The 25,438-nt window shown below is 35.7% G+C and carries 17 protein-coding genes; 1 reads left to right on the forward strand and 16 read right to left on the reverse strand.

Annotated elements, in window-relative coordinates:
* Window positions 1-111 precede the first annotated feature (111 nt).
* The 8 genes from C8E03_RS07790 to ftsH all read right to left on the reverse strand — a co-directional run bounded on the left by C8E03_RS07790 (window position 112) and on the right by ftsH (window position 10,078).
* Entirely contained in the window at window positions 112-375 is a 264-nt protein-coding gene (locus C8E03_RS07790; protein WP_094378984.1) for an HPr family phosphocarrier protein, read from the reverse strand.
* Entirely contained in the window at window positions 372-1,334 is a 963-nt protein-coding gene (whiA, locus tag C8E03_RS07795) for a DNA-binding protein WhiA (protein WP_094378986.1), read from the reverse strand. Before whiA ends, C8E03_RS07790 begins: the two co-directional genes overlap by 4 nt.
* A gap of 14 nt (window positions 1,335-1,348) precedes the next feature.
* Window positions 1,349-2,227, reverse strand: coding sequence for an RNase adapter RapZ (rapZ, locus tag C8E03_RS07800; RefSeq protein ID WP_094378988.1), 879 nt, complete (start codon window positions 2,225-2,227; stop codon window positions 1,349-1,351).
* Between the two features lie 65 nt (window positions 2,228-2,292).
* The gene (gene murB / locus C8E03_RS07805; RefSeq protein WP_242993445.1) at window positions 2,293-3,204 is read right to left on the reverse strand and encodes a UDP-N-acetylmuramate dehydrogenase; all 912 of its coding nucleotides are present in this window, start codon (window positions 3,202-3,204) and stop codon (window positions 2,293-2,295) included.
* A 268-nt stretch (window positions 3,205-3,472) separates the two neighbouring features.
* Window positions 3,473-4,327, reverse strand: a complete 855-nt coding sequence (locus C8E03_RS07810; RefSeq protein ID WP_094378990.1) for a YiiX/YebB-like N1pC/P60 family cysteine hydrolase — start codon at window positions 4,325-4,327, stop codon at window positions 3,473-3,475.
* Window positions 4,328-4,634: 307 nt separating this feature from the next.
* Entirely contained in the window at window positions 4,635-5,567 is a 933-nt protein-coding gene (locus C8E03_RS07815) for an ROK family glucokinase (protein ID WP_094378992.1), read from the reverse strand.
* A gap of 203 nt (window positions 5,568-5,770) precedes the next feature.
* Window positions 5,771-7,624, reverse strand: a complete 1,854-nt coding sequence (uvrC, locus tag C8E03_RS07820) for an excinuclease ABC subunit UvrC (protein WP_110290727.1) — start codon at window positions 7,622-7,624, stop codon at window positions 5,771-5,773.
* Between the two features lie 315 nt (window positions 7,625-7,939).
* On the reverse strand, window positions 7,940-10,078 hold the full coding sequence (ftsH, locus tag C8E03_RS07825; RefSeq protein WP_094378996.1) for an ATP-dependent zinc metalloprotease FtsH: 2,139 nt from the start codon (window positions 10,076-10,078) through the stop codon (window positions 7,940-7,942).
* A gap of 422 nt (window positions 10,079-10,500) precedes the next feature.
* Between ftsH and C8E03_RS07830 the strand changes: the two genes are divergently transcribed.
* Entirely contained in the window at window positions 10,501-12,105 is a 1,605-nt protein-coding gene (locus C8E03_RS07830; RefSeq protein ID WP_110290728.1) for a CTP synthase, read from the forward strand.
* Between the two features lie 133 nt (window positions 12,106-12,238).
* On the opposite strand, the gene C8E03_RS07835 is transcribed toward C8E03_RS07830, so the two are convergent.
* From C8E03_RS07835 to C8E03_RS07870, 8 genes are all read right to left on the reverse strand, one after another.
* Window positions 12,239-13,972, reverse strand: coding sequence for a methyl-accepting chemotaxis protein (locus C8E03_RS07835; protein WP_094378999.1), 1,734 nt, complete (start codon window positions 13,970-13,972; stop codon window positions 12,239-12,241).
* Between the two features lie 48 nt (window positions 13,973-14,020).
* Window positions 14,021-15,037: a UDP-glucose 4-epimerase GalE gene (gene galE / locus C8E03_RS07840; RefSeq protein ID WP_094379001.1), complete on the reverse strand. Its 1,017-nt coding sequence runs from the start codon at window positions 15,035-15,037 to the stop codon at window positions 14,021-14,023.
* A gap of 156 nt (window positions 15,038-15,193) precedes the next feature.
* On the reverse strand, window positions 15,194-17,596 hold the full coding sequence (locus tag C8E03_RS07845; protein ID WP_170122935.1) for a lectin like domain-containing protein: 2,403 nt from the start codon (window positions 17,594-17,596) through the stop codon (window positions 15,194-15,196).
* 145 nt (window positions 17,597-17,741) lie between these two features.
* Window positions 17,742-19,433 (reverse strand): C1 family peptidase, encoded by a 1,692-nt coding sequence (locus C8E03_RS07850; protein WP_094379005.1) that lies wholly within the window; start codon window positions 19,431-19,433, stop codon window positions 17,742-17,744.
* A gap of 140 nt (window positions 19,434-19,573) precedes the next feature.
* A complete protein-coding gene (locus C8E03_RS07855; protein WP_110290730.1) occupies window positions 19,574-22,288 on the reverse strand; it encodes a lectin like domain-containing protein in 2,715 nt (904 codons plus the stop codon).
* A 16-nt stretch (window positions 22,289-22,304) separates the two neighbouring features.
* Complete coding sequence (locus C8E03_RS07860; protein ID WP_110290731.1) at window positions 22,305-22,643, reverse strand: hypothetical protein; 339 nt, start codon at window positions 22,641-22,643, stop codon at window positions 22,305-22,307.
* A gap of 362 nt (window positions 22,644-23,005) precedes the next feature.
* Window positions 23,006-24,217, reverse strand: a complete 1,212-nt coding sequence (locus C8E03_RS07865) for a hypothetical protein (RefSeq protein WP_110290732.1) — start codon at window positions 24,215-24,217, stop codon at window positions 23,006-23,008.
* 74 nt (window positions 24,218-24,291) lie between these two features.
* On the reverse strand, window positions 24,292-25,245 hold the full coding sequence (locus C8E03_RS07870) for a M48 family metallopeptidase (RefSeq protein ID WP_170122936.1): 954 nt from the start codon (window positions 25,243-25,245) through the stop codon (window positions 24,292-24,294).
* Window positions 25,246-25,438: the final 193 nt, after the last annotated feature.

Here is a 25,438-nt window from a genome sequence, read left to right on the forward strand (position 1 = left end):
TGACCGCTGTTTTACCAGCGGCCATATATTTTAATCAAACCATTTATTGCCTAAGGTAAATCTTTGTACACGATAAACGTAGTTATTATAGCAATTTTATAAATGAATTTGCTATAACATTTCATTACTGTTTAAATATTTTTCAATATTTAAAATTGCTTCTTCCTCATCCGTTCCTTCTGCTGATACTACCACAGCTTCTCCGGCTGCCAATCCTAAGGTCATCATACCCATGATACTTTTAGCATTTACTTTTTTGTCACAATATTCAACATAAATTTCACTTTCATACTGGCTTGCCACCTGTACTAATAATGCCACTGGTCTTGCCTCAAGTCCTGATGGGATTTTAATTGTTATTGGTTTCTTTGTCATAATTTCTCCTCCTTATCGAATTCCCTTAGTTCCTGTGCTAAATTACTCAATTTTCTCAGCCTATGGTTTACCCCCGATTTGCCTACTGGGGGATTTAGTAATGCACCTAATTCCTTTAATGTTGCTTCTGGGTATTCGAATCTGATTCTCGCCACTTCTCCTAAACCTTCAGAAAGTCCCTCAAAACCCATATGCTTTTTAATATATTTTATATCATCAATCTGCTTCACAGCAGCCGATACCGTTTTATTAATGTTAGCCGTCTCACAATTTACCTGACGATTAACAGAATTTCTCATTTCCTTTAGTATTCTCACATTTTCTAAATTCATAAGTGCTACATGCGCTTCCATTACATTAAGTATTTGCACAATTTGCGCTGCTTCTTTAATATATACTATATAGTATTTCTTACGCCTTACAATTTTGGCGTCTATATCAAATGCCTTCATAATTTCTTGAAGCTGTTGTGCTTTATTCTTATTTGCACATACAATTTCAAAATGATAAAATTTCTCCGGATCACTTAACGAACCAGCTGCCAAAAAAGCACCTCTGATAAAAGCTCTTTTACAGCAAGAGTTTTGTATCACCAGATTATTTATAATAGACATATTTTCCTTGATTTCGTCGTTATGAATCAGCTTACATGCATTTAGTACACGCTTGGAATCTTCATGTCCCTTAATTAAAATGGAATAAGTTCTGCTTTTTTTTAAGTAAACATTTCTGCGAATTGAAATTTCAGTATTTATATTAAATGTTTTTTTTATTAATGTAAAGTATTTTCTTGCAACTGCCACGTTTTCTGTATGAACTTTGATACAATATTTATCTTCAATTGAAATAATGACCCTGCCGCAAAGACTTATAATAGCAGCTATTTCTGCAATTTGGCAATGTCTTCCAAGACTAACCTGCCTGGAAAGCTCATCTTTTACATCACTTGAAAAAGACATTCTGCCACCCCAATCTATATACTTTTTCTAATTGAATCCTTCTGTATATCTCTATGTTCAACCTTTAATCCATATTCTTTATTTTGAGACAAACGCTCAAACAATTTATTCGTTAATGTAACAGACCTGTGTTTACCGCCTGTACATCCAATTGCGATAACCAATTGGTTCTTCCCTTCTGTAATATAATTAGGAATTAAAAAACGGATCATGTCTTCTAACTTATCCATAAACTCATGTGCCACATCAAAAGCCATTACATAATCCTGAACCTCTTTGTCATTACCTGTTTGCGGCTTTAATTCATCAATATAAAATGGATTTGGTAAAAATCTGACATCAAATACTAAATCTGCATCGCTTGGTATTCCATATTTAAAACCAAAGGACAATACAGTAATAAACAGGTTATTGAATCCTTCATTCTTTACAAATATTTTGTCAATTTCACTCTTTAGTTCTCTGGTCAGTAACTGACTGGTATCTAAAATATAGTCAGCCTGCTTTTTTAAAAAATTAAGTTTATTTCTTTCCTCTAGAATTCCCTGATCGACTCTGCCTTCTCCCGCCAACGGATGACTTCGTCTTGTTTCCTTATATCTTTTGACCAATACGGCATCTGATGCATCCAAAAATAAAATCTCGTACTGAAAACCACCTGCAACTAAGTCTTCCAGTACATGCTCCAGTTCTGATAACGCCTGCCCGCAGCGAATATCAACGCCCAATGCAATATTATTCACATCAATTGACTGCTTATACGTTATTTCCGCAAATTTACGAATCAAAGGAAGCGGTAGATTGTCAACACAGAAATAGCCTACATCTTCTAACATTTTTAAAGCTGTACTTTTACCTGCTCCTGACATCCCTGTTACAATAACAAATCTCATATTTTCCTCCATATGCGCGCTTTCAACACGTATTCTAATGATGTATGATTATCCTTCCTGTATCTTTAAAATCTGCCTAGCATTTTCACTTCTGTTTCTAATTTTACTTCAAACTGCTCAAAGACTTTACTCTGAGTATATTGAATTAATTTCAAAATATCCGCCGCAGTAGCATTGCCTTTATTGATAATAAAACCGCAATGCTTGTCGGAGATCTGTGCACCTCCTAACTGATAACCCTTTAACCCTGCATCCATGATCAGTTTACCTGCAAAGAACCCTTCAGGGCGTTTAAAAGTACTTCCGGCACTAGGGTATTCTAAAGGCTGTTTGTCTATTCTTCGTTGCCGAAAATCATCCATTACCTTTTTTATTTCACTAATGTTACCTTTTTCAAGCTGAATTGTCGCTTCTAATACGGTATATCCTTTTTTTGTAATAATACTGGTCCGATAGCCCAATTTAAGCTCATCATTACTAAGGATGAACCGATTTCCATTCTCATCTAATACAGTGGCATCTATTAAAACCTGCTTTATTTCACCTCCATAGGCTCCAGCATTCATAACTACCGCACCACCTACTGTACCTGGGATTCCGGCTGCAAATTCAAAATTTCTAAGGCCTGCATTACAAGCCGCTATTGAAACATTGGATAGCAACGCCCCTGCGGAAGCTTTTATTTTAGTCTGGTCGATAGTAATATCGCTTATATTTTTATAGATTCGAATAACAACTCCTCTATATCCATCATCGCTTACTAATACATTACTGCCATTTCCAAGTATATAATATGGCAAATTAGATTTTTTCAAAAATGAAATTAGCATGCTTACTTCTTTTATATTTTGAGGCATAACATAATAGTCTGCCTTTCCCCCTACTCTAAAAGTAGTATGTTTATACATAGGTTCATCAACAGAGACATTATCACATCCTGATATAATGCACATTTGATTATATATTTCTTTATCCACGCTGACTCCTTAGCTTCTATCGTCAAAACAAATACCTTTATTTGCTTTATACACTCTTAAATCATAATATGTTAATAGTTATTCATACACTACAATATAATACAATATCTCACAATTAAATTCAACCTTTTGAAGTACATTAGAAGGAGGATTCATCATAAAAGGAATATTTTGATACGAAACACTCTTTATTATTACAATAATAATATGAAATATAACAAAAAGATGAATAACCTTCATAGAAAATGGCTATTCATCTCTTTATTCATTATTTACTAAAAGTAACCTTTGTTACAGCCGAGCTATTATAAATATCTCTTGGTGTTATACCTGGTTCATTATAAAATCCCGTTGTTTCTATATTGATTCCCTGATTATAATAACCGGCCCATACAAGTTCAGAGCAATACCAATCTTTTTCATTTTCGCTGCTATCTTTGGCAAAATCCAATGAGTAATTTTTACCTAGCTGCCTGATACAAAAATTAACTGCATTGTTTTTTTGAGTACTGTTAGCAGATGATACTCTTAAAACTGTGACTCCCGAATCATCCACCCGGCTATCATCCAATACGCTTCTAACTACCCCTGTCAAATTTGACTCAATAATTCTGATATAGTATTGCTGTTGAGCTTCACTGTAAAATATTCCTTCTACAATTGCCACATGAGCAGTGATACCTAAACCTCCATTAGCTTCAAAAATAATATCACCCTTTTGAACCGTATTGAGCAAATTGTACTTGGAATAATTAGCTGCCTGTGGCAAAGAATTTCCGGTATTGTAATACCACTTGGAAACGGCTCCAATCGCATTGGATAAAATACCTGTATTATTTGATAAGGATAAAGGCTTATTATCAAGCACCTTATAATAGGCTTTCACATAATCATTTACGTTTGTATAAGAAGAGTCCTCATATTCTTTTACAAACGTACTCATCTCAATATCTAAATCAATTCCACTGCGTTTTGCATAGTTAAGCAGCATCTCATAAGAATCCGTCAAATTATTTTGTATTGAGATATCATTACTTTTCTCCTGTGCTACTGCTACATCTCCAGAACCAACAAGCATTAAACCTGCCAACGTCAAACATATTACTTTTTTTAATTTTTTCATCCCTATTTTTTCCCCTTTCTATTAAAAACAATATTTACTTTTTAATATTACTACTTTTATAAACATATTTCATCTATTTTTTGTCAATTAATTAAATTTTATTAAATAATTTACTTATTTTTTATATTGTCAGTTATTTTTCTTGTGCATTTGCGAAGCAATACTTCCTAATCCGCATCTTAGCGATCCTCCGTAAGGTTTTTATACTAGGAGATTAAATGGAATTTTTTAGTATATAACAAAAATAGCTCAGAGAAAAATTCTCTAAGCTACATTTTTATGTTTATGTTTCTTTAAACTTTTTATATTACAATACCAGCTTTGCAGCTCCAATAATCCCAGCGTCATTACCAAGCTTTGCTAATGTAAATTTTGCACTCTTACAAGCTGAAAATGCATGCATGTCATAATGCTTTTTGATATATTCCAATAATATCGTACCAGCCTTGGAAACACCGCCACCAATTACAAATACCTCTGGATCTGTTACTACGGCAATATTACAAAGCGCAGTTCCTAAATATTTGCCGAATTTCTCAGCAATTTCAATTGCCAGACTATCTTTGGCTTTCACCTCATCAAATATTGATTTAGCTGATATCTCTTGATTTCTTAAACTGGATGGCATATCGGAAACTTCCATTGCTTTTTTTGCTAATCTTACTACTCCGGTAGCAGATGCCATTTGCTCCAGACAACCTTTTTTACCACAGCCACAAACTTCTGTCTCATCATCCTCTACATGAATATGTCCTATTTCGCCGGCAGCTCCATTCGTTCCTGCTACAATTTCTCCATCAATGATGATTCCTCCACCTACTCCTGTGCCTAATGTAACCATAACAACATTCTTACATCCACGTCCGCCGCCCTGCCACATCTCGCCAAGTGCAGCTACATTGGCATCATTGCCTGCCTTAACTTTAATTCCAGTCAGATTTTCCAAAGTCTTTGCCACGTTAAAAACACCCCATCCAAGATTTGCAGCCTTAAGTATGGTACCATCTGCCTTTACCGGCCCTGGAACACCGATTCCGGCTCCAGCTACCTTGCTTTTATCAATCGATTTTTCTTTCATTTTTAATTTAAGTGAATCTGCTATATCCTGTAATATGTATTCTCCGTTATTTTCTGTCCTTGTAATAATTTCCCATTTGTCAAGAACCTTACCATCTAAATTAAATAAGCCCAACTTCACTGTTGTTCCGCCTACATCTATTCCAAAACATACTTTATCCATCGTTAAACCCTCTTTTTAAGTCAATGCGAATGTTCGCAATCCGCTTAGCTGCTTGCTCATAATCTTATTTTCATTTCGTGGTATTTCTTAGGTGCTAGGACTTCTACAAAAACAAGCCAGTCCAAACCTCCATTTTAAAAACAGAAACTTTCTTAATAAGATTAAATTAATAGATAATCTTATTTATTATACTCTATGCGTATCTACTTTTCAACCTTATGAAAGAAATCATATACGCTTTTTGCCGCAGTTTCAGTCATGCCAGCAACATTTGTCAGCGTTTCTACCTCTGCATTTTTGATATCTTCAATTGATGCAAAACGCTGCATCAATGCTTTTCTTCTCGTAGCTCCGATTCCTCCTATGTCATCCAATATAGAATGCACCTGTCCCTTACTTCTAAGAGAACGATGGTATTCAATTGCGAACCGGTGAGCTTCATCTTGAATTCTTGTAATCAGCTTAAAACCCTCCGAATTTTTATTAATTGGTATCTCTTTATTTTGATAATACAAACCACGCGTTCGGTGGTTATCGTCCTTAACCATGCCGCAAACAGGAATGGTCAGCTTTAATTCGTCTAATACCTTTGAGGCAATATTAACCTGTCCTCGTCCACCGTCCATCATAATCAAATCCGGAAATTTAGTAAAGCTGTCATATGCAGCCTCTTTTGTGTTCATTTCCTCAATACCATGTGTAAATCTTCTGGTAAGTACCTCATTCATACTGGCATAATCGTCCGGACCTGATACCGATTTTATTTTAAACTTACGGTAGTCACTTCTTCTTGGATTTCCATTTTCATATACAATCATTGAGCCTACCGACTGATAGCCACTGATATTTGAAATATCAAAGGCTTCAACTCTAGAAATTTCAGAAAGTCCCAGTAATTCTTCAATTTCTTTCATTGCACCTGTGGTTCTTTTTTCTTCTACCTTTATTCTATCTTTATCCTTAGTTAATACCATAGCTGCATTTTTTTCCGCTAACTCTACTAATTTTTCTTTCGTACCTTTTTTAGGTACCCGAACATACACTTTTTGTCCTCTTCTTTTGGAAAGCCATTGCTCAATCAGCTCCATATCTTCAATTTCTTCCTGAATCATAAGCTCTTTTGGTATATATGGTGTACCACTGTAAAATTGTTTGATAAAGCTTGATATAATTTGTCCTTTTTTATCATTAATAGATATATTCATATGAAAATGTTCCCGTCCAATCAGCCTGCCGCTCCGAATAAAGAATACCTGAATCACTCCGTCATTTCCATCTCTGGACAAAGCAATTACATCCTTATCCTCAAAATCACTATTTGTAATTTTTTGCTTTTGCGCAATCTGCTTCACGCTATTTAATAAATCTCTATATTCAATTGCAGTTTCAAACTCCATATTCTCAGAAGCTTCCAGCATTTTTTTCTCAAGCATGCCTTCCACCTCACTTAAATTTCCATTTAAAAAGTCAAGAACAGCCATAATAGACTTTGCATACTCTTCCTCAGTTATATATCCCTGGCAGGGAGCATTACACTGCTTAATATGGTAATTAAGACACGGTCTGGCCTTATTAATATCTCTTGGCAGATTCCGATTACAAGTTCGTATTTTATAAATTTTCTGTATGAGATCAATCGTGTCCTTAACAGCACCTCCGCTTGTATATGGACCAAAATATTTTGACTTATCCTTTTTCATGGTTCTTGACAGCATAATTCTGGGAAATGCTTCATTGATTGTAACTCGAATAAACGGATATGTTTTATCATCTGTCAGCATTGTATTATATTTAGGCCTGTGCTCCTTGATTAGATTACATTCCAGAACAAGGGCTTCTACTTCCGTATCCGTTACAATGTATTCAAAGCGCCTTATTTTGGTTACCATTTGTTCAATTTTAACAGTTTTATTCCTACTGCTTTGAAAGTACTGTCTTACCCTGTTTTTAAGACTGATTGCTTTACCCACATATATAATGGCATCTTTATCATCGTGCATGATATAAACACCCGGTCTTGCCGGAAGTTTCTTTAATTCTTCTTCTATATTAAACATAGCTCTCTCCTACATTACAATTAATTTTAATATTATTACAATAAATCTGAATCTAATCTTAAATTCAGATCGTTCTACCCCTATTTTAAAATTGTTTCATACATTTTGCAACTGAAAATCAATGTTATTTACAGAAGAAAACTATTACGCAGTGACATTTTCCACTTGCATTCGTGCGCATATTTTTATGTAATAGGAAACAATTTCCTATTACATAACAAAAAAATACACCCTTACTTTAGTGATACTAATGTAAAAATGTATTCTTTCAAAACTAATCTTTCTTATCTTTTAGATTTTAATTCATAAATTCAATTAATCAATCAATTCCGGCTTAGAATCTCTCTCAGGTTTATCCTGATTATTATGTTGATTTACAGATTCCGCCTCCTGATTTGCAGTCTGACTTGGCAACTCATTTTTCTTTTCTACTTGTTTTAGTGAATCTATATTCGGGCTATCTTCAGATGATTTCTTTTCAATTATTGATCCATCAATTGTAGATTTTTCGTTCTCCAATTCATACGTTGAATATTCATTCTCATTTTTCTTATCTAAATGAATTGTGTCCTTTGTTTCACTTTTCGTTTCTGTATTTTCTTCCGGCTCAATTCCACGTACCTTATTATAGATTTCCATGAACTCCTTGCCAGTAATTGTTTCCTTTTCAAAAAGAAAATCTGCTATTTTATCTAATATTTCTTTGTTACCTGATAATAATTCTTTTGCCTCATCATGACATTCTTTCAGTAGTCTCTTTACCTCACTGTCAATCTCAGCAGCAGTGGTATCAGCACAATTTAATACTGTTCTGCCATCTAAATATTGGTTTTGTACAGATTCTAGTCCCATTAAACCAAATTCTTCAGACATACCATATTGAGCAATCATAGCTCTCGCAAGCTTAGTCGCCTTTTCAATATCATTGGAGGCTCCTGTAGTCACAGAATTAAATATAATCTCCTCAGCCGCACGTCCACCAAATAAAGTTACAATTCTTGATCTGAGTTCTTCCTTCGACATTAAGTATTTTTCCTCTTCCGGAACCTGCATTACATATCCCAGAGAGCCCATTGTTCTTGGAACTATGGTAATCTTTTGAACCGGCTCTGTATTCTTTTGCAGCGCCGTTACAAGTGCATGCCCCACTTCATGATAAGCTACAATGCGTTTTTCATCTTTACCAAGAATTCGATCTTTCTTTTCCTTACCCGCAATTACTACTTCCACAGATTCAAATAAGTCGGACTGTGAAACTACTTTTCTTCCACCTTTAACGGCATTGATTGCAGCTTCATTAATCATATTAGCCAAGTCAGAGCCAACCGCACCTGAGGTTGCTAGTGCAATTGCATCTAAATCTACCGTTTCATCCATCAATACATTTTTGGAATGAACCTTTAAAATATCTACTCTTCCTTTTAAATCCGGCTTATCTACTATAATTCTTCGGTCAAAACGTCCCGGTCTTAAAAGTGCCGCATCCAGTACTTCCGGTCTGTTTGTAGCTGCAAGAATCAGGATTCCCTTTGAAGTATCAAAACCATCCATTTCAGCCAATAACTGGTTTAAAGTCTGTTCTCTTTCATCATTACCGCCGCCGTATCTGCTGTCACGGCTCTTTCCAATTGCATCAATTTCATCTATAAATATGATACAAGGTGCATTTTGCTGAGCCTGTTTAAATAAGTCTCTAACTCGGGAAGCACCAACACCAACAAACATTTCAACAAAATCAGAACCTGATAACGAGAAGAAAGGAACCTTTGCCTCGCCTGCAACTGCCTTGGCCAATAAGGTTTTTCCTGTTCCAGGAGGTCCTACCAATAAGGCTCCCTTAGGTAATTTAGCTCCAATTTGCGTATACTTTCCAGGGTTGTGTAAGAAATCAACGACTTCTTGTAATGATTCTTTCGCCTCATTTTGACCGGCAACATCTTTAAAGGTAACACCGGTTTGCTTTTCCACATATATTTTTGCGTTTGACTTTCCAACGCCCATCATACCGCCGCCTTTGGACATCCTCTTTAGAATAAAGCTTGCCATAAGCCATACCATGGCAATCGGAAGCACGTATACAAATAAAATATCTAATATGGTGGATCTGGAATCCGGGATTTTAGCGTCATAGGAAGCACCGGCTGCTTCCAGTTTACTCTGCAAATCCGGGTCGCTGAATATTCCGGTATAATATTCAATAGTGATTAATCGTGATGCCTGTTCTTTCGGTGTAATGATAATCTTATCGGAATCAACATATACACTTTTTACTTCTTTATTGTCTAACATCGTCATAAATTGATCGTACGTTATTTTTTTCATTGTGCTTTCTTGTTTTATACTTGTAAAAAAATTCATAATCAAAAGCGTAACTAATGCGATAATAAGGAAATACAAAATAGTTTGTCTATTTTTCGGATTGTTATTATTATCATTATTCTGGTTATTATTCATTCTCATCCTCCTCGGTTCAATATATATATTATAGAGAGTGTTCCTCTATAAATCAACTACTAGATTGTGAATTTTCATACACAATTTTAGTGAAAAATGTCATATTATTAAAATTAGCATAAATTTTAATATTAGTATAGATTTATTATTCCATTGGTTGTATAATATATAAGTTATTTTATGTCTTTTAGCAAATATAAATTTGCGGTAATGAATGATAGCAAATTCTATATATGTAAAAATAATAGATTTTTTAAATTTTATCCATTATTTTTACAATTTCGATTGAATCGATTTATCGGTTCAATTGCTGCTTTATAAAGCAAATAATATTGATGTAACACTTCTTTACATCTTTACTCACTATTAATCTATGGAACATCTATATATTCCATTTTCATTCAAAGGAGGAACATTTAACTATGCCAGTAAAATATGTCTTTGTGACAGGCGGTGTTGTTTCAGGACTTGGTAAAGGAATTACTGCTGCTTCTTTAGGAAGACTTTTAAAAGCCCGCGGCTACAAGGTTACCATGCAAAAGTTTGACCCATATATCAACATTGACCCAGGAACAATGAATCCCATTCAGCATGGTGAGGTTTTCGTTACTGATGATGGTGCAGAAACTGACCTTGATCTAGGTCATTATGAACGATTTATCGATGAGAGCCTGGATAAAAATTCTAATGTAACAACCGGTAAAATTTACTGGTCCGTATTATCAAAGGAACGCCGAGGAGATTTTGGCGGAGGAACCGTGCAGGTAATTCCTCATATCACCAATGAAATTAAAGGACGTTTCTACCGAAATTTCACAGACAAAGCAACCCGAATTGCAATCATTGAGGTGGGGGGTACTGTCGGGGATATCGAAAGCCAGCCTTTCCTTGAGTCTATTCGTCAATTCCAACATGATGTGGGACGTGAAAATGCAATTTTGATTCATGTTACTTTAATCCCTTATTTAAGGGCTTCAGGTGAAATGAAAACCAAACCTACTCAGGCCAGTGTGAAGGAATTGCAGGGTATGGGAATTCAGCCTGATGTTATTGTTTGTCGTTCTGAGCAACCTCTTGACCAACAATTAAAAGATAAAATTGCTCTATTTTGTAATGTACCCAGTAATCATGTACTCCAAAATCTCGATGTTGATATTTTATATGAAGCACCTTTGGCAATGGAAAGTGAACATCTTGCACAGGTGGCCTGTGAATGCCTGCATCTTGAATGTCCTGAACCAGACTTAACCGAGTGGGAAGATATGATAACTGCATGGAAGAATCCTACTTGTGAAGTAACTGTTGCTTTAGTCGGTAAATACATTCAGTTACATGATGCCTACATCAGTGTAGTGGAAGCACTTAAGCATGGTGGCGTTGCAAATAGCGCGACAGTAAATATAAAGTGGGTTGACTCCGAGCTTGTCACAGAGGAAAATGCAGCTGAATTTTTTAATGATGTAAGTGGTATTTTAGTACCCGGTGGATTCGGTGACAGAGGGATTGATGGAAAAATAGCGGCAATTAAATATGCGCGGGAAAATAAAGTACCGTTTCTTGGCTTATGTCTTGGAATGCAGCTTTCCATCGTAGAATTTGCAAGACATGTCATAGGTTATAACGATGCACATAGTGTAGAATTAAAGGCTGATACCACACATCCTGTGATTCATTTAATGCCTGATCAAGATGGAATTGAGGATATAGGAGGCACGTTAAGACTTGGTTCTTATCCGTGTGTATTAGATGAATCTTCAAAGGCTTACGAACTGTATAAGGATAAAGTAATTCACGAAAGACACAGGCACCGTTATGAGGTAAATAATGATTATAGAACAGCCCTTGTTGATAAGGGAATGACTCTTTCCGGCTTATCTCCAGATGAACGTATCGTTGAAATGATTGAAATTAAAAATCATCCTTGGTTTATCGGAACGCAGGCTCATCCCGAATTAAAATCAAGACCAAACCGCCCACACCCTCTTTTTAAGGGATTTATAGCAGCAGCAATAAAATTTGACCATTAATTTTTATTATAAAACATATGCTATTGTGTATTCTAAGTAAAATAATGCTTTTATAAAAAACTCCCCTTGTAGTGACGGTTTAACCATTTGACCGCCTGCCACAAGGGGAGTTTTTTATATGAGTACTTATCTTTTAGATTTTTGAAAATCTTTGAGTTTCTCCCTTAAGCTTATCTGAGATTTTTCTATTATTGTCTAACTGATCTACAATCAAACTCATCGCTTGAACCAGTCCGTTAGCATTATTTGCAACATTGGTTACTCCCTGTGTACTTTCATCCACTGTAACTGCAATACCATCCAAAGCATCATTCATAGCCTTTATTGTTTGCTTTAGCTCGCCCGAGCTGACAGCAAATTCATTTATGATAGAATTGATATTATCCGCATCGCGCTTATACTCATGAGTTGATTTTACAAAGTCTTCATAATCGCTCAATACGTTAACACTTACAAATTCTATCATCGCTTCTGAATTATTGGTTAACTGCTCTACTGCTGAAATAACCATTTGACTTATTTCCTGTATATTATTGGCTGTATCTCTGCTATCATCTGCTAAAACTCTGATTTCATCAGCTACTACAGCAAAACCTTTTCCTGCCTCACCGGCTCTTGCCGCTTCTATGGAGGCATTTAACGCCAAAAGATTAGTCTGGCTTGAAATGTCCAGAATCTGTCCGGTCAGCTCATTAATTTTATTTACGCTCTTACTGCTTTCTAATGCCGCCTGCAATCCTGCATAAATCTCATTTACGGTTTTATCCGTAAGCGCTTTACTATTTTCTGCACTACTGTTCATCTCTTCTGCACTTTTTTTAATATTCTTTGCCATAGATGAGCCTTCCGTAGCTCTTTCATTCATTAATTCAGTCGCTTCTAAAATAGAGGATGCGTTTTCATTGAGCTGCAATATAGTGGAGGTAACCTCCTGCATACTAGCGGCCAACTCCTCCGATGTTGAAGATACATCATTGATATTAGAATCAGACTGTGCAACCTTTTCCTCAATCTCTTTAACCGCTTCCTGTAAATGATCTGATTCTATTTTAATTGATTTTAATATTCCCTGAAGACATTCAAGTAAATTATTAACACCCTTTACAATCTGAGCAATTTCATCCTTCGACTTGATCTGTATCCGTTTTGTCAGATCACCTTGATTATTATTAATTTCACTTACTAAAGCTTCAATTTCTGACTTAGCTTTCTTAGCAGGATAAACAATTGTTTTTAAAGTTATTATTATTATAATGATAGCAATTATAACGCCTAGTACTGCTACCGTAGTGATTGTTGTATAACCAATTGTAAATCTACTGTCCTGCTGCTTTTGGGCCGTATCTGCCAAAACACTATACTGATTTCTTATCGCCGTTAAGCTTTCATCTATGCTGTTAATCTGGGTTATCATATTTTGATATGTCTCATTTGACATAGATTGACTTCCTGATTTGCTGTAGGATTCAATGATTTCGTCTGCATTCGTCTTATAATTATTATAAGTAGTTATAAATTCACTGAAATTCTGAGTAACTGTAGTATCATTTATGTTTTTATTAATATTCTCAATTTCTGAGATCTGAGATTGAAGCTGTTCTCTCAGCTCTGAAATTGTCTGAAGTATGCTGTCGTCCGTGTTTGCTTGAGATGCATTGGAGAGAATATTAACAAATTTTTCTTCTTTTTCAATATTAATGCTGATATTTGCAATTGCATTCACACCGACGATATATTTTTCGCTTAGCTCTTGGCTGGCACGATTCATATTATTCAATGAAATAATTGAAATAATGTTACTTAATAAGCAAATTGCTACTAAAATACCTAACATACTTCCTATTTTAATACCGATTCTCTTGTTCATATTATATTCACACCCTTTTTCTCTCGTATATGATCTTATAGCACTTTCCTATATCTCATATCCATTTGGATTGTTTGACTGCCATCTCCATGAATCCTCACACATCTGTGCTAAGTCACGTTCTGCTACCCAGCCAAGTTCATTTTTTGCCTTTGTTGAATCCGCATAACAAGTAGCAATATCACCAGGTCTTCTAGGCTTGATTGCATAATTAATTTTCTTATTACAGGCTTTCTCAAAACTTTTTATTACATCTAATACACTGTAACCATTTCCCGTTCCAAGATTATAAATATACACACCTCCTTTAATCTGATTCAATTTATCAATTGCTTTTACATGTCCAATTGCCAAATCAACTACATGTATATAGTCACGTACCCCTGTTCCGTCAGGCGTGTCATAATCATCACCAAATACCCCTAGACATTCCAGCTTATTTACTGCTACCTGCGCAATATAAGGTAATAGATTATTTGGAATCCCCTTAGGATCTTCACCAATCATACCACTTTTGTGTGCTCCAATAGGGTTAAAATAACGCAGTAAGATTACATTCCATTCCGGATCTGCTACTACAAAATCCTGCAATATTTCTTCCAGCATCAGCTTTGTTCTTCCATACGGATTCGTTACTGATAATGGAAAATCCTCCGTTATCGGCACTGTTTTTGGTGATCCATACACCGTAGCTGATGAACTGAATACAATGTTCTTGACGCCATGATTGCGCATAACATCACACAAAATCAAAGTTCCTGTAATATTATTATAATAATACTCCAATGGCTTGCTAACCGATTCTCCGACTGCTTTCAAGCCGGCAAAGTGTATTACTGACTCGATTGACTCATTATCAAATATTTCTTCGACAGCTTTCTTATCTAATAAGTCAGCTTTATAAAATTTAACTTTCTTACCTGTAATTTTTTCCACTCTTTTTAAGGCTTCTTCACTTGAATTGCTTAAGTTATCTACCACAACAACCTCATGGTTTGCATTAAGCAGTTCAACGCATGTATGGCTTCCAATATATCCTGCTCCGCCTGTAACTAAAATTGCCATTTATCTTTCTCCTCTCGAGCGCTCTTTTATGCACCACTTTTTATTTCACATTCAATAATAGCATTAAATAGCGTATAACACAATATATGAAATAATTTCCAAAGTTCATATATAAGTTTATTTTCAACTCTTAATTTATTACTCCGTACGCTGCTTTCAATGTATTTTTACAGCTTTTGTACTGCTATAGGAGCTGTATATTTTTATACCCTTTACTACTTTATATGCTCTTAATTTAAAATAATATGTCTTTCCTTTTTGTAACTTGCTTTTTGTATATTTAATGATGTTAGTTTTACTGATTGTTTTAAGCTTCTTATAGCCTCCTGATTTTTTGGTTGACATAAATATTTCATATCCGGTCGCACCTCTCACCTTTCCCCAACTTAATCTTGCTTGTTTATTTAATGAATAAATAACTAAGATGGGTCTTTGCATTTTGGTAGCCGTTGTCAGTACAGTGGAAAACTCACCATAAACCTTTTTTCCATTTACTTTTGTAAATGCCCTGACTTTATATTTATAAACAGTCCCACTCTTTTTCCCTTTATCTGTGAAAGTAGTACAATAAGATTTGGTGTTGATTTTTACTTTAATATACTTTTTCTTGTCACTATCGTAGCGGTATATCTCATAGCCACTTACTCCATTTTGTTTCATCCACCAAATTTTAATTTTACTTGTACTTTGGTATTTTACAATCAGACCGGTTGTCTTTTTGATTTCCTCTGCCATATTAGAATTGTCTGTCATGTCGTATTGAACAGCTTCCGTTATCGTCTCACTGTCATTACCTGTATTGTCTTGTGTTTCCTGTTGGGTTTCCACTTTTGTTTCTTCTTTTGTTTCTTCTTTTGTTTCTTCTTTTGTTTCTTCGATATTCTCATTCTCTTTGCTAACCGCAGCCACAGGTTCTAAATTTTTAGTAAATGCCTTAATTCTTGCAGTTACGCCGCTTGAATTCATATCTATCCAGCTACTGTCTGCACTCATTTTCCGAAAACTCTGACCTTCTTGTGTAGCATTCGTAAATTTTATCCAATTACCGTTTTGATAAGTTGAATCTCCAAAGAAATAGGTAGTAGAATTATTGCTTTTTGACAAAGTAACCACAACAGCAAATTTTTCTCCTTCCTTAAGAATAACCGATTCTTCCAAAGGTATTGTATAATAACCGACATAAGTAGTGCTTCCTGTTTTGGGTGAGGCAAGTAACGCCGTTGCACTGGTTGGATTTGTAGGGTCTGTCAATTGATTATAAATTTGAATGCTATAATCAACATTTACGTCAAACAATGCAAAGGATACAGCGCTCAATTCTTCCTCTTCACCCTCTGGATTGCCAGATGCAGTAAAAATGTTAGCAATACTTCCCGAGCTATTTAACGCATAACCATTGACACCGCTAGTACCATCATACTGATAGTTATTATCGTAAAGGCTTGCCTCTTCAAAATCAAATACAAATGCCTTGGATGAGGAAGAATGAAACGCTGTGTCCTCGTAAGAAATCCAAAAATAGCCATCATCACCCATACTGTTGCCCCAACTGTTTCTAACAAGCCACGCTCCATTGCCTAAAGGCTGATTTTTTAAATTAAAGTTTTCACTGCTATAATCATCGTCCCATCCTGCTATTGTAATCGCATGGTTGGTTTGATACGCTCCATTGTAATAATAGGAAAAAGTGTCTTTATTATAGTATTCAGTGTACTCATCTGTTGTCGTTTGATCGGTATAAAAAGCGGATGCAACTGCGCCATATTGCATAATCATTCTTTTGACCTCCTGTGTATCGGATTCCATATTAATCCAATACGCATTTTGCAGATGATAATCATCATCAAAGGCCAAGCTGTCATTCAACGGATTTGAAACAGAGGCTGTCTCATAAGGAGCCTTTTCCTCCTTTGCTGCACCAACCCAGCCTGCTAAGGTGAAAGTAGTAAAAACACTGTTTCCTCCAATGTTTAAGTAATCTCCTTGCAATAATTGTGTTTTATCACCTGTAGTATTACCTAATGGATCTGCTGCCGAATGATAGAAAAAGTAAGCTAACTGTAGTTCAGACAAGTCAATCGTCTTATCTGCCAGACCTTTTGATATCATAGAGGCCTCTGCTGCACCCAAAGCAGCAAAGCTCCAACATATGCCAAAGCTTCCCTGGTTTCTTACAGGCGGAAGGCTATCCTTTGAGCTATAACTGGCCGGTAAATCACCAGAATTATTTAATACATATGTATAGGTATTAGCGGCTTTTACAGCATCCTGTGATGACTTAGCGGATGTATTGGCCTCATAGGTTTCACTAATACTTGGAATAATGAGATCATCCTCTCTATACCCCATTACGCGTATTGTATCATCCTCTTCTGTTATTTCTGTTTCTGTTTCATTTACATCAGAGGACTCCTCCCCCTCTATAACTTCTTGCAAGCTCTCATTACAATTGGTGCTCTCTTCTGATATTGCTTCATTTGCATATACCACCTTACTAATCTGATTTACCAAAAACAAGGTAATCAGAATAAACGCTATCATTTTCTTATATTGGTTCAATTTTTGTATTTTCTCCTTCATTTTCACGTAGCTGTCATTTTTTTATAATAATTCAAAGAAAAGGCATAACCATTTCGTCATGCCTTTTCTTTACTCTACTATATTTTGTTTTTGTTTTCAATGCATTTGACAATATAATATCAAGTTAATTTGCATTTGTAGTAAATGCCTTGATTCTTGGTGTCATCTGATCAGCACTCATATCCTCCCAGGAAGCATTCTTCCAATATTTTTGGAAGCTTTGACCTGACTGCATTTCGCTTGTAAATTTAATCCAGTTTCCGTTGTTATATGAATAGTCACAGAAGTAATTTACATAATTGCTTGATCTTTTTGATAAAGTAACTACCACAGAAAATTTTTCTCCATCCTTGATTGTGATGGAATCACTTAATGGAACTGTATAATATCCTACATAAGAGGTTTGTCCCGTTTTAGGCTTAGTCAGCATTGCTGTTCCACTTGTTGGATCATTTGCATTCGTTGGATTTTTATATATTTGGATGCTATAGTTTACATTTACATCATATAGGGCAAAGGATACTGCATTTATTGTTTCTTTTTTGCCTGGATTTCCACTAGCAGTAAAAATGTTAGCTATACTTCCGCCATTATAAACGGAATAAGCGTAAGTACCATTTGAACCATCGTATTGGTAATTGTGGTCATAATTGTCAGCTGCTTCAAAATCAAATACAAAAGCCTGTGAATAATCAGAGTCATTAAAAGCTGCATCTTCATAAGAAATCCAGAAGTAGCCTGAATCTCCAAAAGAAGTTCCCCAACTGTTTTTCACTAACCAAGCTCCATTTGAAGATGGTCTGTGTGCCTGATTAAATTTGGTTTTACTAAAAGAATCATCCCAGCCTACAATAATAATGGCATGATTTGAAGAATATCTACCATCATAATAATAAGCTTTGTTTGTACTGTTATAATATGTAGTTGAATCATTCGAAGTCTGATCACTAAGATAAGAGGTAGAGATTGCTCCGTAATTCATAATCAACTGCTTCACATCACTTCTATCTGTCATATTAACCCAGAATGCATTCTGCATGTGATATGCGTCATCATAAGCAAGGCTGCTATCTAATGTAAGATTTTCACTGGCATTCTCATAAGGTGCTTTGGATTCTAATGCTGTTCCGCACCAGCCTGCCAACGCAAAAGTAGTGAATGCGCTGTTTCCGCCTCTGTTTAAATAGCTCTGAGATACTGCCTTTGTACTGTCTCCTTCTGTGTTACCAAGTGGATCTGTCACTGTGTGATAGAAAAAATAAGCCAATTGCAATTCAGACAAATCCAACGTGTTACCAGCTAAGCCTTTCTTTACGATATTTGCTTCCGCTACACCAATAGCCGAAAATGCCCAACAAGTACCCCAAGTACCTTGATTTCTCACTGGAGTAACATATCCATATGTTCTTGAATCATAACTTGTCGGCAGTGTTCCACACTGATTTGGTAAATATGTTCCATCGTAAAGGCTTGGTATCATTAAATTATCAACACTATTGTAGGTCATTTGCCTTTTTGGAATTTCTATTTCTTCACCCGTTTCAGCCTCCATTATTACTTCGGAATTCTCGTTCGTACTTTTGTCTTCTATATCTTCTGTATTTTCTGTATTTTCTGTATTTTCTGTATTTTCTGTATTTTCTGTATCCTCAGCACCCATAACAGCCAAGTCCTCTTCTTGTTCCATATCCTCCTGCATTTGCTCTTGTGACTGTACACTTGCCGATGCAATAACGTCAGTCATATTAAGAGTACTAGCAGTCAATAAGGCTGCCATGAATATCGCTTTTCCTTTTAATAATAAATTTTTTCTCATCTAGCTTCTCCTCTCTTTAAATTGATGCCTATATGTTAACATATTAATTGTAACTCTTTTGTCTATTTGTTTCAACGCTTTATTGCAAAAAAATACGGTTTCATATTTTTTTAATAAACAAAACCGTATTTTTATAATATTTATTTAATTTTCACTGTTATTACTTTACTGTAACCACTGTATACTTTATTGCCTGATACCGTTTTATAAGTTCTGATTTTAAAATAATATCGTTTGTTTTTCGTTAGCTTGCTTTTAGTATAGGAAACCGTTTTTCCTTTTTTTATGGTTTTTATCAACGAATAACCTGAAGATTTTTTAGTAGACATATAAATCTCATAGCCACTTGCTCCTGATACCTTTTCCCAGGTAAGCTTTGCTTTCTTACTTAAAGCAGATACTGATAACGTTGGCTTTTCTGTCTTTGTGCTAGTCTGGAATACAGCGGAGTACGAACCATATTTCTTTTTGCCATTTATTTTTACATAAGCCCTAACCTTATATTTATAGGTGGTTGCAACGGTTAATGACTTATTATTGTATGTCGTTTTGCTTGCCTTGCTGTTTGTCCCGATTTTCTCATATTTCTTAGTCTCTGTATTATATCGGTAAATCTCGTAGCCGCCTACCCCGTTTTGTTTTGTCCAACTAAGTTTAACTGATGTGGTGGATTGTGAGGCTGCTTTCAATCCATTAACCTTACCTATCTTCCCAGTGACAGTACAAGCAGCCGTTAAACCATTTGACGTTTCTGCTGTAATGGTTGCTGTTCCAATGCCTGTTCCGGTTACAGTACCGTTTGCATCCACAGTAGCCACTGCTTCATTGGAAGAACTCCAGGTAACACTTGTCTCTGTAGTCGCTGACGGTGTAATGGAAGCTGTTAATGCTGCACTATCTCCCGCTTTTAGAGTAATCGAAGTATTGTTAAGAGATATCCCTGTTGGATAAATCTGATCAATATCCGTAGTAAATGCCTTAATTCTTGCAGTTGCATTTTCTAAACCTAAATCATCCCAAGAGGAGCCTGAATTCCATTTAACAAAGCTTTGTCCCGCCTCACAGGCATTGGTGAAGTTTATCCAGCCAGCATTTGCATAGCTATAATCGAAGAAAAAGTAAACTCCATCACTCGCTTGACGAGAAAGAGTTATTACTACAGAAAATGTGCTGCCTTCCCCTATAGATACCGCCTCATCCAGTGGTACTGTATAATATCCTACATAAGAGGTTCTTCCCGTTTTAGGCGAAGAAAGCATAGCTGTTCCACTTGTTGGATCCTGCGAATTAGTTAAATTTGTATAAATCTGAATTTGATAGTCGACATTAATATCGTAAAGTGCAAAGGATACTGCTTTGATTTGCTCTGCGCCATCTGAATTTGCCTTAGCAGTAAATACATTGGAGATACTTCCACCGTTATAAATGCCATAAGAACGTATACCACAAGAGCCATCATATTGATAATTATGATCATAATTATTAGCTGACTCCATATCAAATACATAAGCTTGCGAATAGCCCTCACTCGTAAACGCACTGTCCTGATAGGATATCCAAAAATATCCCGAATCGCCAAAATCACTTCCCCAACTGTTCTTTACCAGCCAGGCTCCATTGGAGGATGGACGGTGTTCTTCGTTGAAATTACTAGCATTAAAGGAATCATCCCAGCCCACAATTGTAATTGCATGGTTAGAGTTATATTGATTATCGTAATAATATGCATATGTTGAACCGTTATAGTATGTAGTAGTATAGTTATATAACTGATCACTATAGTAAGAAGTCGCAACCGCTCCATAATTCATAATCATGTTTTTTACTTCCGAAGTATCAAGCATATTAATCCAATATGCATTTTGTAAGTGATAATCATCATTAAATGCTAAGCTATCGTCTAGTGCATAGCTATCATAGGTTGCTGCCTCATATGGTGCTTTTGATTCATCTGATGCACCAATCCAGCTGGCAAGTGCAAAGGTTGTAAAAGCACTGTTGCCTCCTTGATCCAGATAACTGTCCGTCAATGGCTGTGTACAGTCACCTGCTGTATTTCCAAGCGGGTCTGTAACTGTATGATAAAAGAAGTATGCTAATTGTAACTCTGATAAATTAAGCGTACTTCCGGCTAGTCCTTTTTTCACAATATTAGCCTCTGCCATTCCTAATGCTGCAAATGACCAACATGTTCCCCAAGTTCCCTGATCTCTCACCGGGGTAATATATCCATAATCTCTGGAATCATATTTTGATGGCAGACTTCCTTGTTGATTAGGTACATAGGTGCCATCATAAAGAGTAGGAATCGTAAGATCATCTACACTATTATATCCCATATGTCTTTCTACGATCTCTTCTGACTCTTTCGTTTTGGTATCTGTTTTTGTACTATCTTCGGTTATCGTTTGCGTACTTGTGTCCTGACTATCTGTCAATGTTGTATTGCTGCTTTCAGTGGTTGTATCTGTTGCAGCCACTGTACTATCTGTTGCATTGGTACTATCTGTCGTAGTACTATCGCTTGCTTCGGTATTATCTGTTGTCTCAGTATTCTCTGTTGTACTAGTGCTGTCCGTTGTCTCGGTATTCTCTGTTGTACTGGTACTGTCCGTTGTTTCGGTATTCTCTGTTGTACTGGTACTGTCCGTTGTTTCGGTATTCTCTGTTGTACTGGTACTGTCCGTTGTTTCGGTATTCTCTGTTGTATCGGTACTATCCGTTTCTGTAATATCTGTAACCTGTGTTGTTGAAGGCGTTGTTTGAGTTGCTATGGCTGTTATATCAAATGTACTTAAAGTCACACACGCAGCTAAAGCAATTGCCTGTACTTTCATTAAAAATCTCTTCTTCATATGTTCCTCCTATTAATTAGTCCTCATGAATGCTCGGCACCTTAATATCCACATCATGATACGTGTTCTTATAATTTTTATCCTTACTCTCCTCATCATTTTGATCACTTGTGTTATTCTCATCCTGATTTTGTTTGGCGTCCTCTTCACTTTGTGGATTCGTTACATCTGCTTCATCTGTTAAGACCGCATTATCCCCTGCTGCGTCAGTATTTGCAGTTGTATCCTCAGCAGCATCCTCTTCACTTTGCATATCGGTTGTATTAACTACTTCTTTATCTGCATTCTTTGACTTACACGAAGCTGCAATGATCGCTAGTATTCCAATTCCTACCAATAACCATTTTTTATTCATTTTCTCACCTCTTTACTAATAATTAGATAAAAATTATCTATTCTAATCATACCCTATACAGTAAAAGCCTTCAATCCCTTTTTATGTAAAAAATTGTTTCTTTTATTGCAGCTTAATCACACCTATGCAACAAAGCGGACAAGTCCGCTTCCTAATCCCTCACTCATGAGGAACTTGACCGCTTTGCCGCGTCGAATGCTGTCACGCAGTGACATTTTCCACTTGCATTCGTGTGCATTGTGAGTTTATTTTATAGAATTCAATACTTTTATACGTTACCAAAACAAGGTCTTTCCTATGAAAAAATAAAAAGCACTGTAAAACAACAAAAATACGTTATTTTACAGCACTTATATTATTTATTACCACTCATGTATCGTTCCGCAAAGAGTACTATATATACTGTCTGCAATCTGCTTATACCCTGCTACTCCAGGATGAATACCATTATCCGGAACCTCCTCAGATGCTGTGGTATAAGGACTTGCAGCTTGTGTATCGGTATTAAAATCATTTTCACTATCATGAGAAATTGCCGCTGGCACTATATACACCTTATTGTAATCTGCAAGATGTTCAGCTAAATAAACCATTAGATTAAATATTTTAGTATCTTCTTCATATTTATATCTGCCAGGTAAAACTGCCAGATCATGACTATTCTGCCAGGAACCGATTCCATCCTGATTAGACATATAAATTGTATTCACCATATAGATAGGAATATCAGGATCAGCCTCTCTTATTAGATCAATTATCTTTATGATATCATCTCCATTTGGAGTAGGATCAACATCCGCACCATTCGTTCCTAAAAATATTTCAACAACATCCGGATCACATCCTGTTGTCGTTTTATAATAATTCCAATCAAATTGATTTGTCTCCTTATTAAAAAACGGTTGAAGCGGCTCACCGCTTTCATACTCAAAATGTGTTTCTGTTAAATAGTCGGCTGCCGAAAATCCGGCTCTTGCTTCACATTTGTATCCATCAATATCTCTGGTACCTACAAATTCAATATTATCTCCTGACAATTGTGCCATATGCAAATAGGTATTTGCATCTGAGGATAAACTATCTCCAATCGTAAGCCACGAAATCTTTTGAGGCAAACTATTATTTACAATGGACAGCACTGTGCTTTTCGTGGCTATCAGATTCATTTTATTATCATATATATCAAATTCAAGCGGATACTCACCAATCAATTCATCTGTTCCCGTAATTGAGAATTTTCTTTCCATGTTCTTTCCAATGTCGCATACCCATGTCACATTATAAGTATCAATTTGTTCACCTATTGAAGTAATCTGACTGTCATACAGCTCTGTAGTAACTCCTGACGCAACATAAATAACATCTGGAAGATAGATGGAAATATTATCCTGATATGCATCTATTTTTGCATTAGTCTCCTCATAGCTCGTATCAAGCTGCGTTTTCAGTGCAGCAAGTGCGTGATTTAAGCTATTAATTTTAAAGAATTCATACACTAATAGCCCAATGATAAGTACAAATGTAACATATAATGCTACTCGTTGTGCTTTTTTCATTCGAATTTTTTTGTTCATTTCTTAATGGCTCCTCTATCGTAAAATACACCATTAGTATATCGTAAAATATTCCATTTTTCAATCTAATCCGACTAATAAAGTTTGCCACTTCCTTCTTTCATTTCCAATGCTAATACTCTTTTGGATGTAACTGGATGTGAGGCCCCTAAATTATAACACCAGACAAAGAATCCCTTGACCTTTTTGGCATTTTCAATGTAATCTGCTTTGTCAACATTCTTATATAAATGGATTCCAGCTGTCAAAGCCATCATCGCTTCAATGCCATCACTGCCTGACAGTTTCTGTGCTAATCTGTCACAACTGTATTCCCTTGTTCTTGATGCAATTTTAGAAAGAATCGGGATCATATTTGCAAAGAGTATCAAATAATTATAGTGAAGCTTTGCATGTGAATAGCGTATATGAGATATTTCATGAGCTATAATAAATCTTAACGATTCCATATCATGATGCTCTCGATATGCCACCTCCACCAAATCAGCATATAATTCAATATATTGCTTAAACGGAATACAAGTCGCAAATGCATTCAATATTCCGTTTCCCTGTACTAAATAGATGGCCGGAGCCTCTTTCAAACCGAGTTTTTGTGTATATTCTTCTACAATTTCATATATCTCTGGAAAATTTTTCTCTGTAATTCTTACTGACATGCTTCGAAACTGAGCATACATATAATTGAGGATAAACGGAAACGCTATCATTAACCCTACAATAACACCTGCCATCATAAGAGAGTCGGGAAATTCATCCACTTTATCTTGCAGCTTCTTGGTTGCGGACTCACTTGTCTCAGTTGTCTGGTCTATTGTATTAAAGCAGGTCATGGCCGTATCTTTAAGCTCAACGAAATAATCCTTATTCTGATTGGTTTCTGTCATAAACCAAACTAAAATTCCTATTACAAAAATAAAATTGAGAACCACTAATCTGCGATACCAGCGTTTTTCCGCTTTATGTCTGCATTTATTAATCTCTTGCTGATCCATTACTACATAATTAACGTCATTTTTTTTATCCATAATTCTTATCTCCATTTCTAATATCACTTTAAAAGTGATAAGTCATTTTCTATCACTTATATCAATCTTATCAGAAATGAATTAAATATGTTGTATTTTGTTGTGAACGGTAACCAATTTGTAGTGAAATGTAACGAAGTATTTTCTTGCAGGCACTCTCACGAGCCGCATTTGCGAATATTTACTTCCTTAT

It is taken from the genome of Lachnotalea glycerini (assembly GCF_003201285.1).
GTDB lineage: Bacteria > Bacillota > Clostridia > Lachnospirales > Lachnospiraceae > Lachnotalea > Lachnotalea glycerini.

Coding starts and splice junctions, on each gene's coding strand:
- rapZ (WP_094378988.1), bottom strand. CDS start 2,227: ATGAGATTTGTTATTGTAACAGGGATGTCAGGAGCAGGTAAAAGTACA.
- galE (WP_094379001.1), bottom strand. CDS start 15,037: ATGGCAATTTTAGTTACAGGCGGAGCAGGATATATTGGAAGCCATACA.
- C8E03_RS07835 (WP_094378999.1), bottom strand. CDS start 13,972: ATGAACAAGAGAATCGGTATTAAAATAGGAAGTATGTTAGGTATTTTA.
- whiA (WP_094378986.1), bottom strand. CDS start 1,334: ATGTCTTTTTCAAGTGATGTAAAAGATGAGCTTTCCAGGCAGGTTAGT.
- ftsH (WP_094378996.1), bottom strand. CDS start 10,078: ATGAATAATAACCAGAATAATGATAATAATAACAATCCGAAAAATAGA.
- C8E03_RS07865 (WP_110290732.1), bottom strand. CDS start 24,217: ATGAACAAAAAAATTCGAATGAAAAAAGCACAACGAGTAGCATTATAT.
- C8E03_RS07850 (WP_094379005.1), bottom strand. CDS start 19,433: ATGAGAAAAAATTTATTATTAAAAGGAAAAGCGATATTCATGGCAGCC.
- C8E03_RS07810 (WP_094378990.1), bottom strand. CDS start 4,327: ATGAAAAAATTAAAAAAAGTAATATGTTTGACGTTGGCAGGTTTAATG.
- C8E03_RS07860 (WP_110290731.1), bottom strand. CDS start 22,643: ATGAATAAAAAATGGTTATTGGTAGGAATTGGAATACTAGCGATCATT.
- C8E03_RS07830 (WP_110290728.1), top strand. CDS start 10,501: ATGCCAGTAAAATATGTCTTTGTGACAGGCGGTGTTGTTTCAGGACTT.
- C8E03_RS07870 (WP_170122936.1), bottom strand. CDS start 25,245: ATGGATAAAAAAAATGACGTTAATTATGTAGTAATGGATCAGCAAGAG.
- C8E03_RS07790 (WP_094378984.1), bottom strand. CDS start 375: ATGACAAAGAAACCAATAACAATTAAAATCCCATCAGGACTTGAGGCA.
- C8E03_RS07855 (WP_110290730.1), bottom strand. CDS start 22,288: ATGAAGAAGAGATTTTTAATGAAAGTACAGGCAATTGCTTTAGCTGCG.
- C8E03_RS07815 (WP_094378992.1), bottom strand. CDS start 5,567: ATGGATAAAGTATGTTTTGGAATAGATGTAGGCGGAACAACAGTGAAG.
- uvrC (WP_110290727.1), bottom strand. CDS start 7,624: ATGTTTAATATAGAAGAAGAATTAAAGAAACTTCCGGCAAGACCGGGT.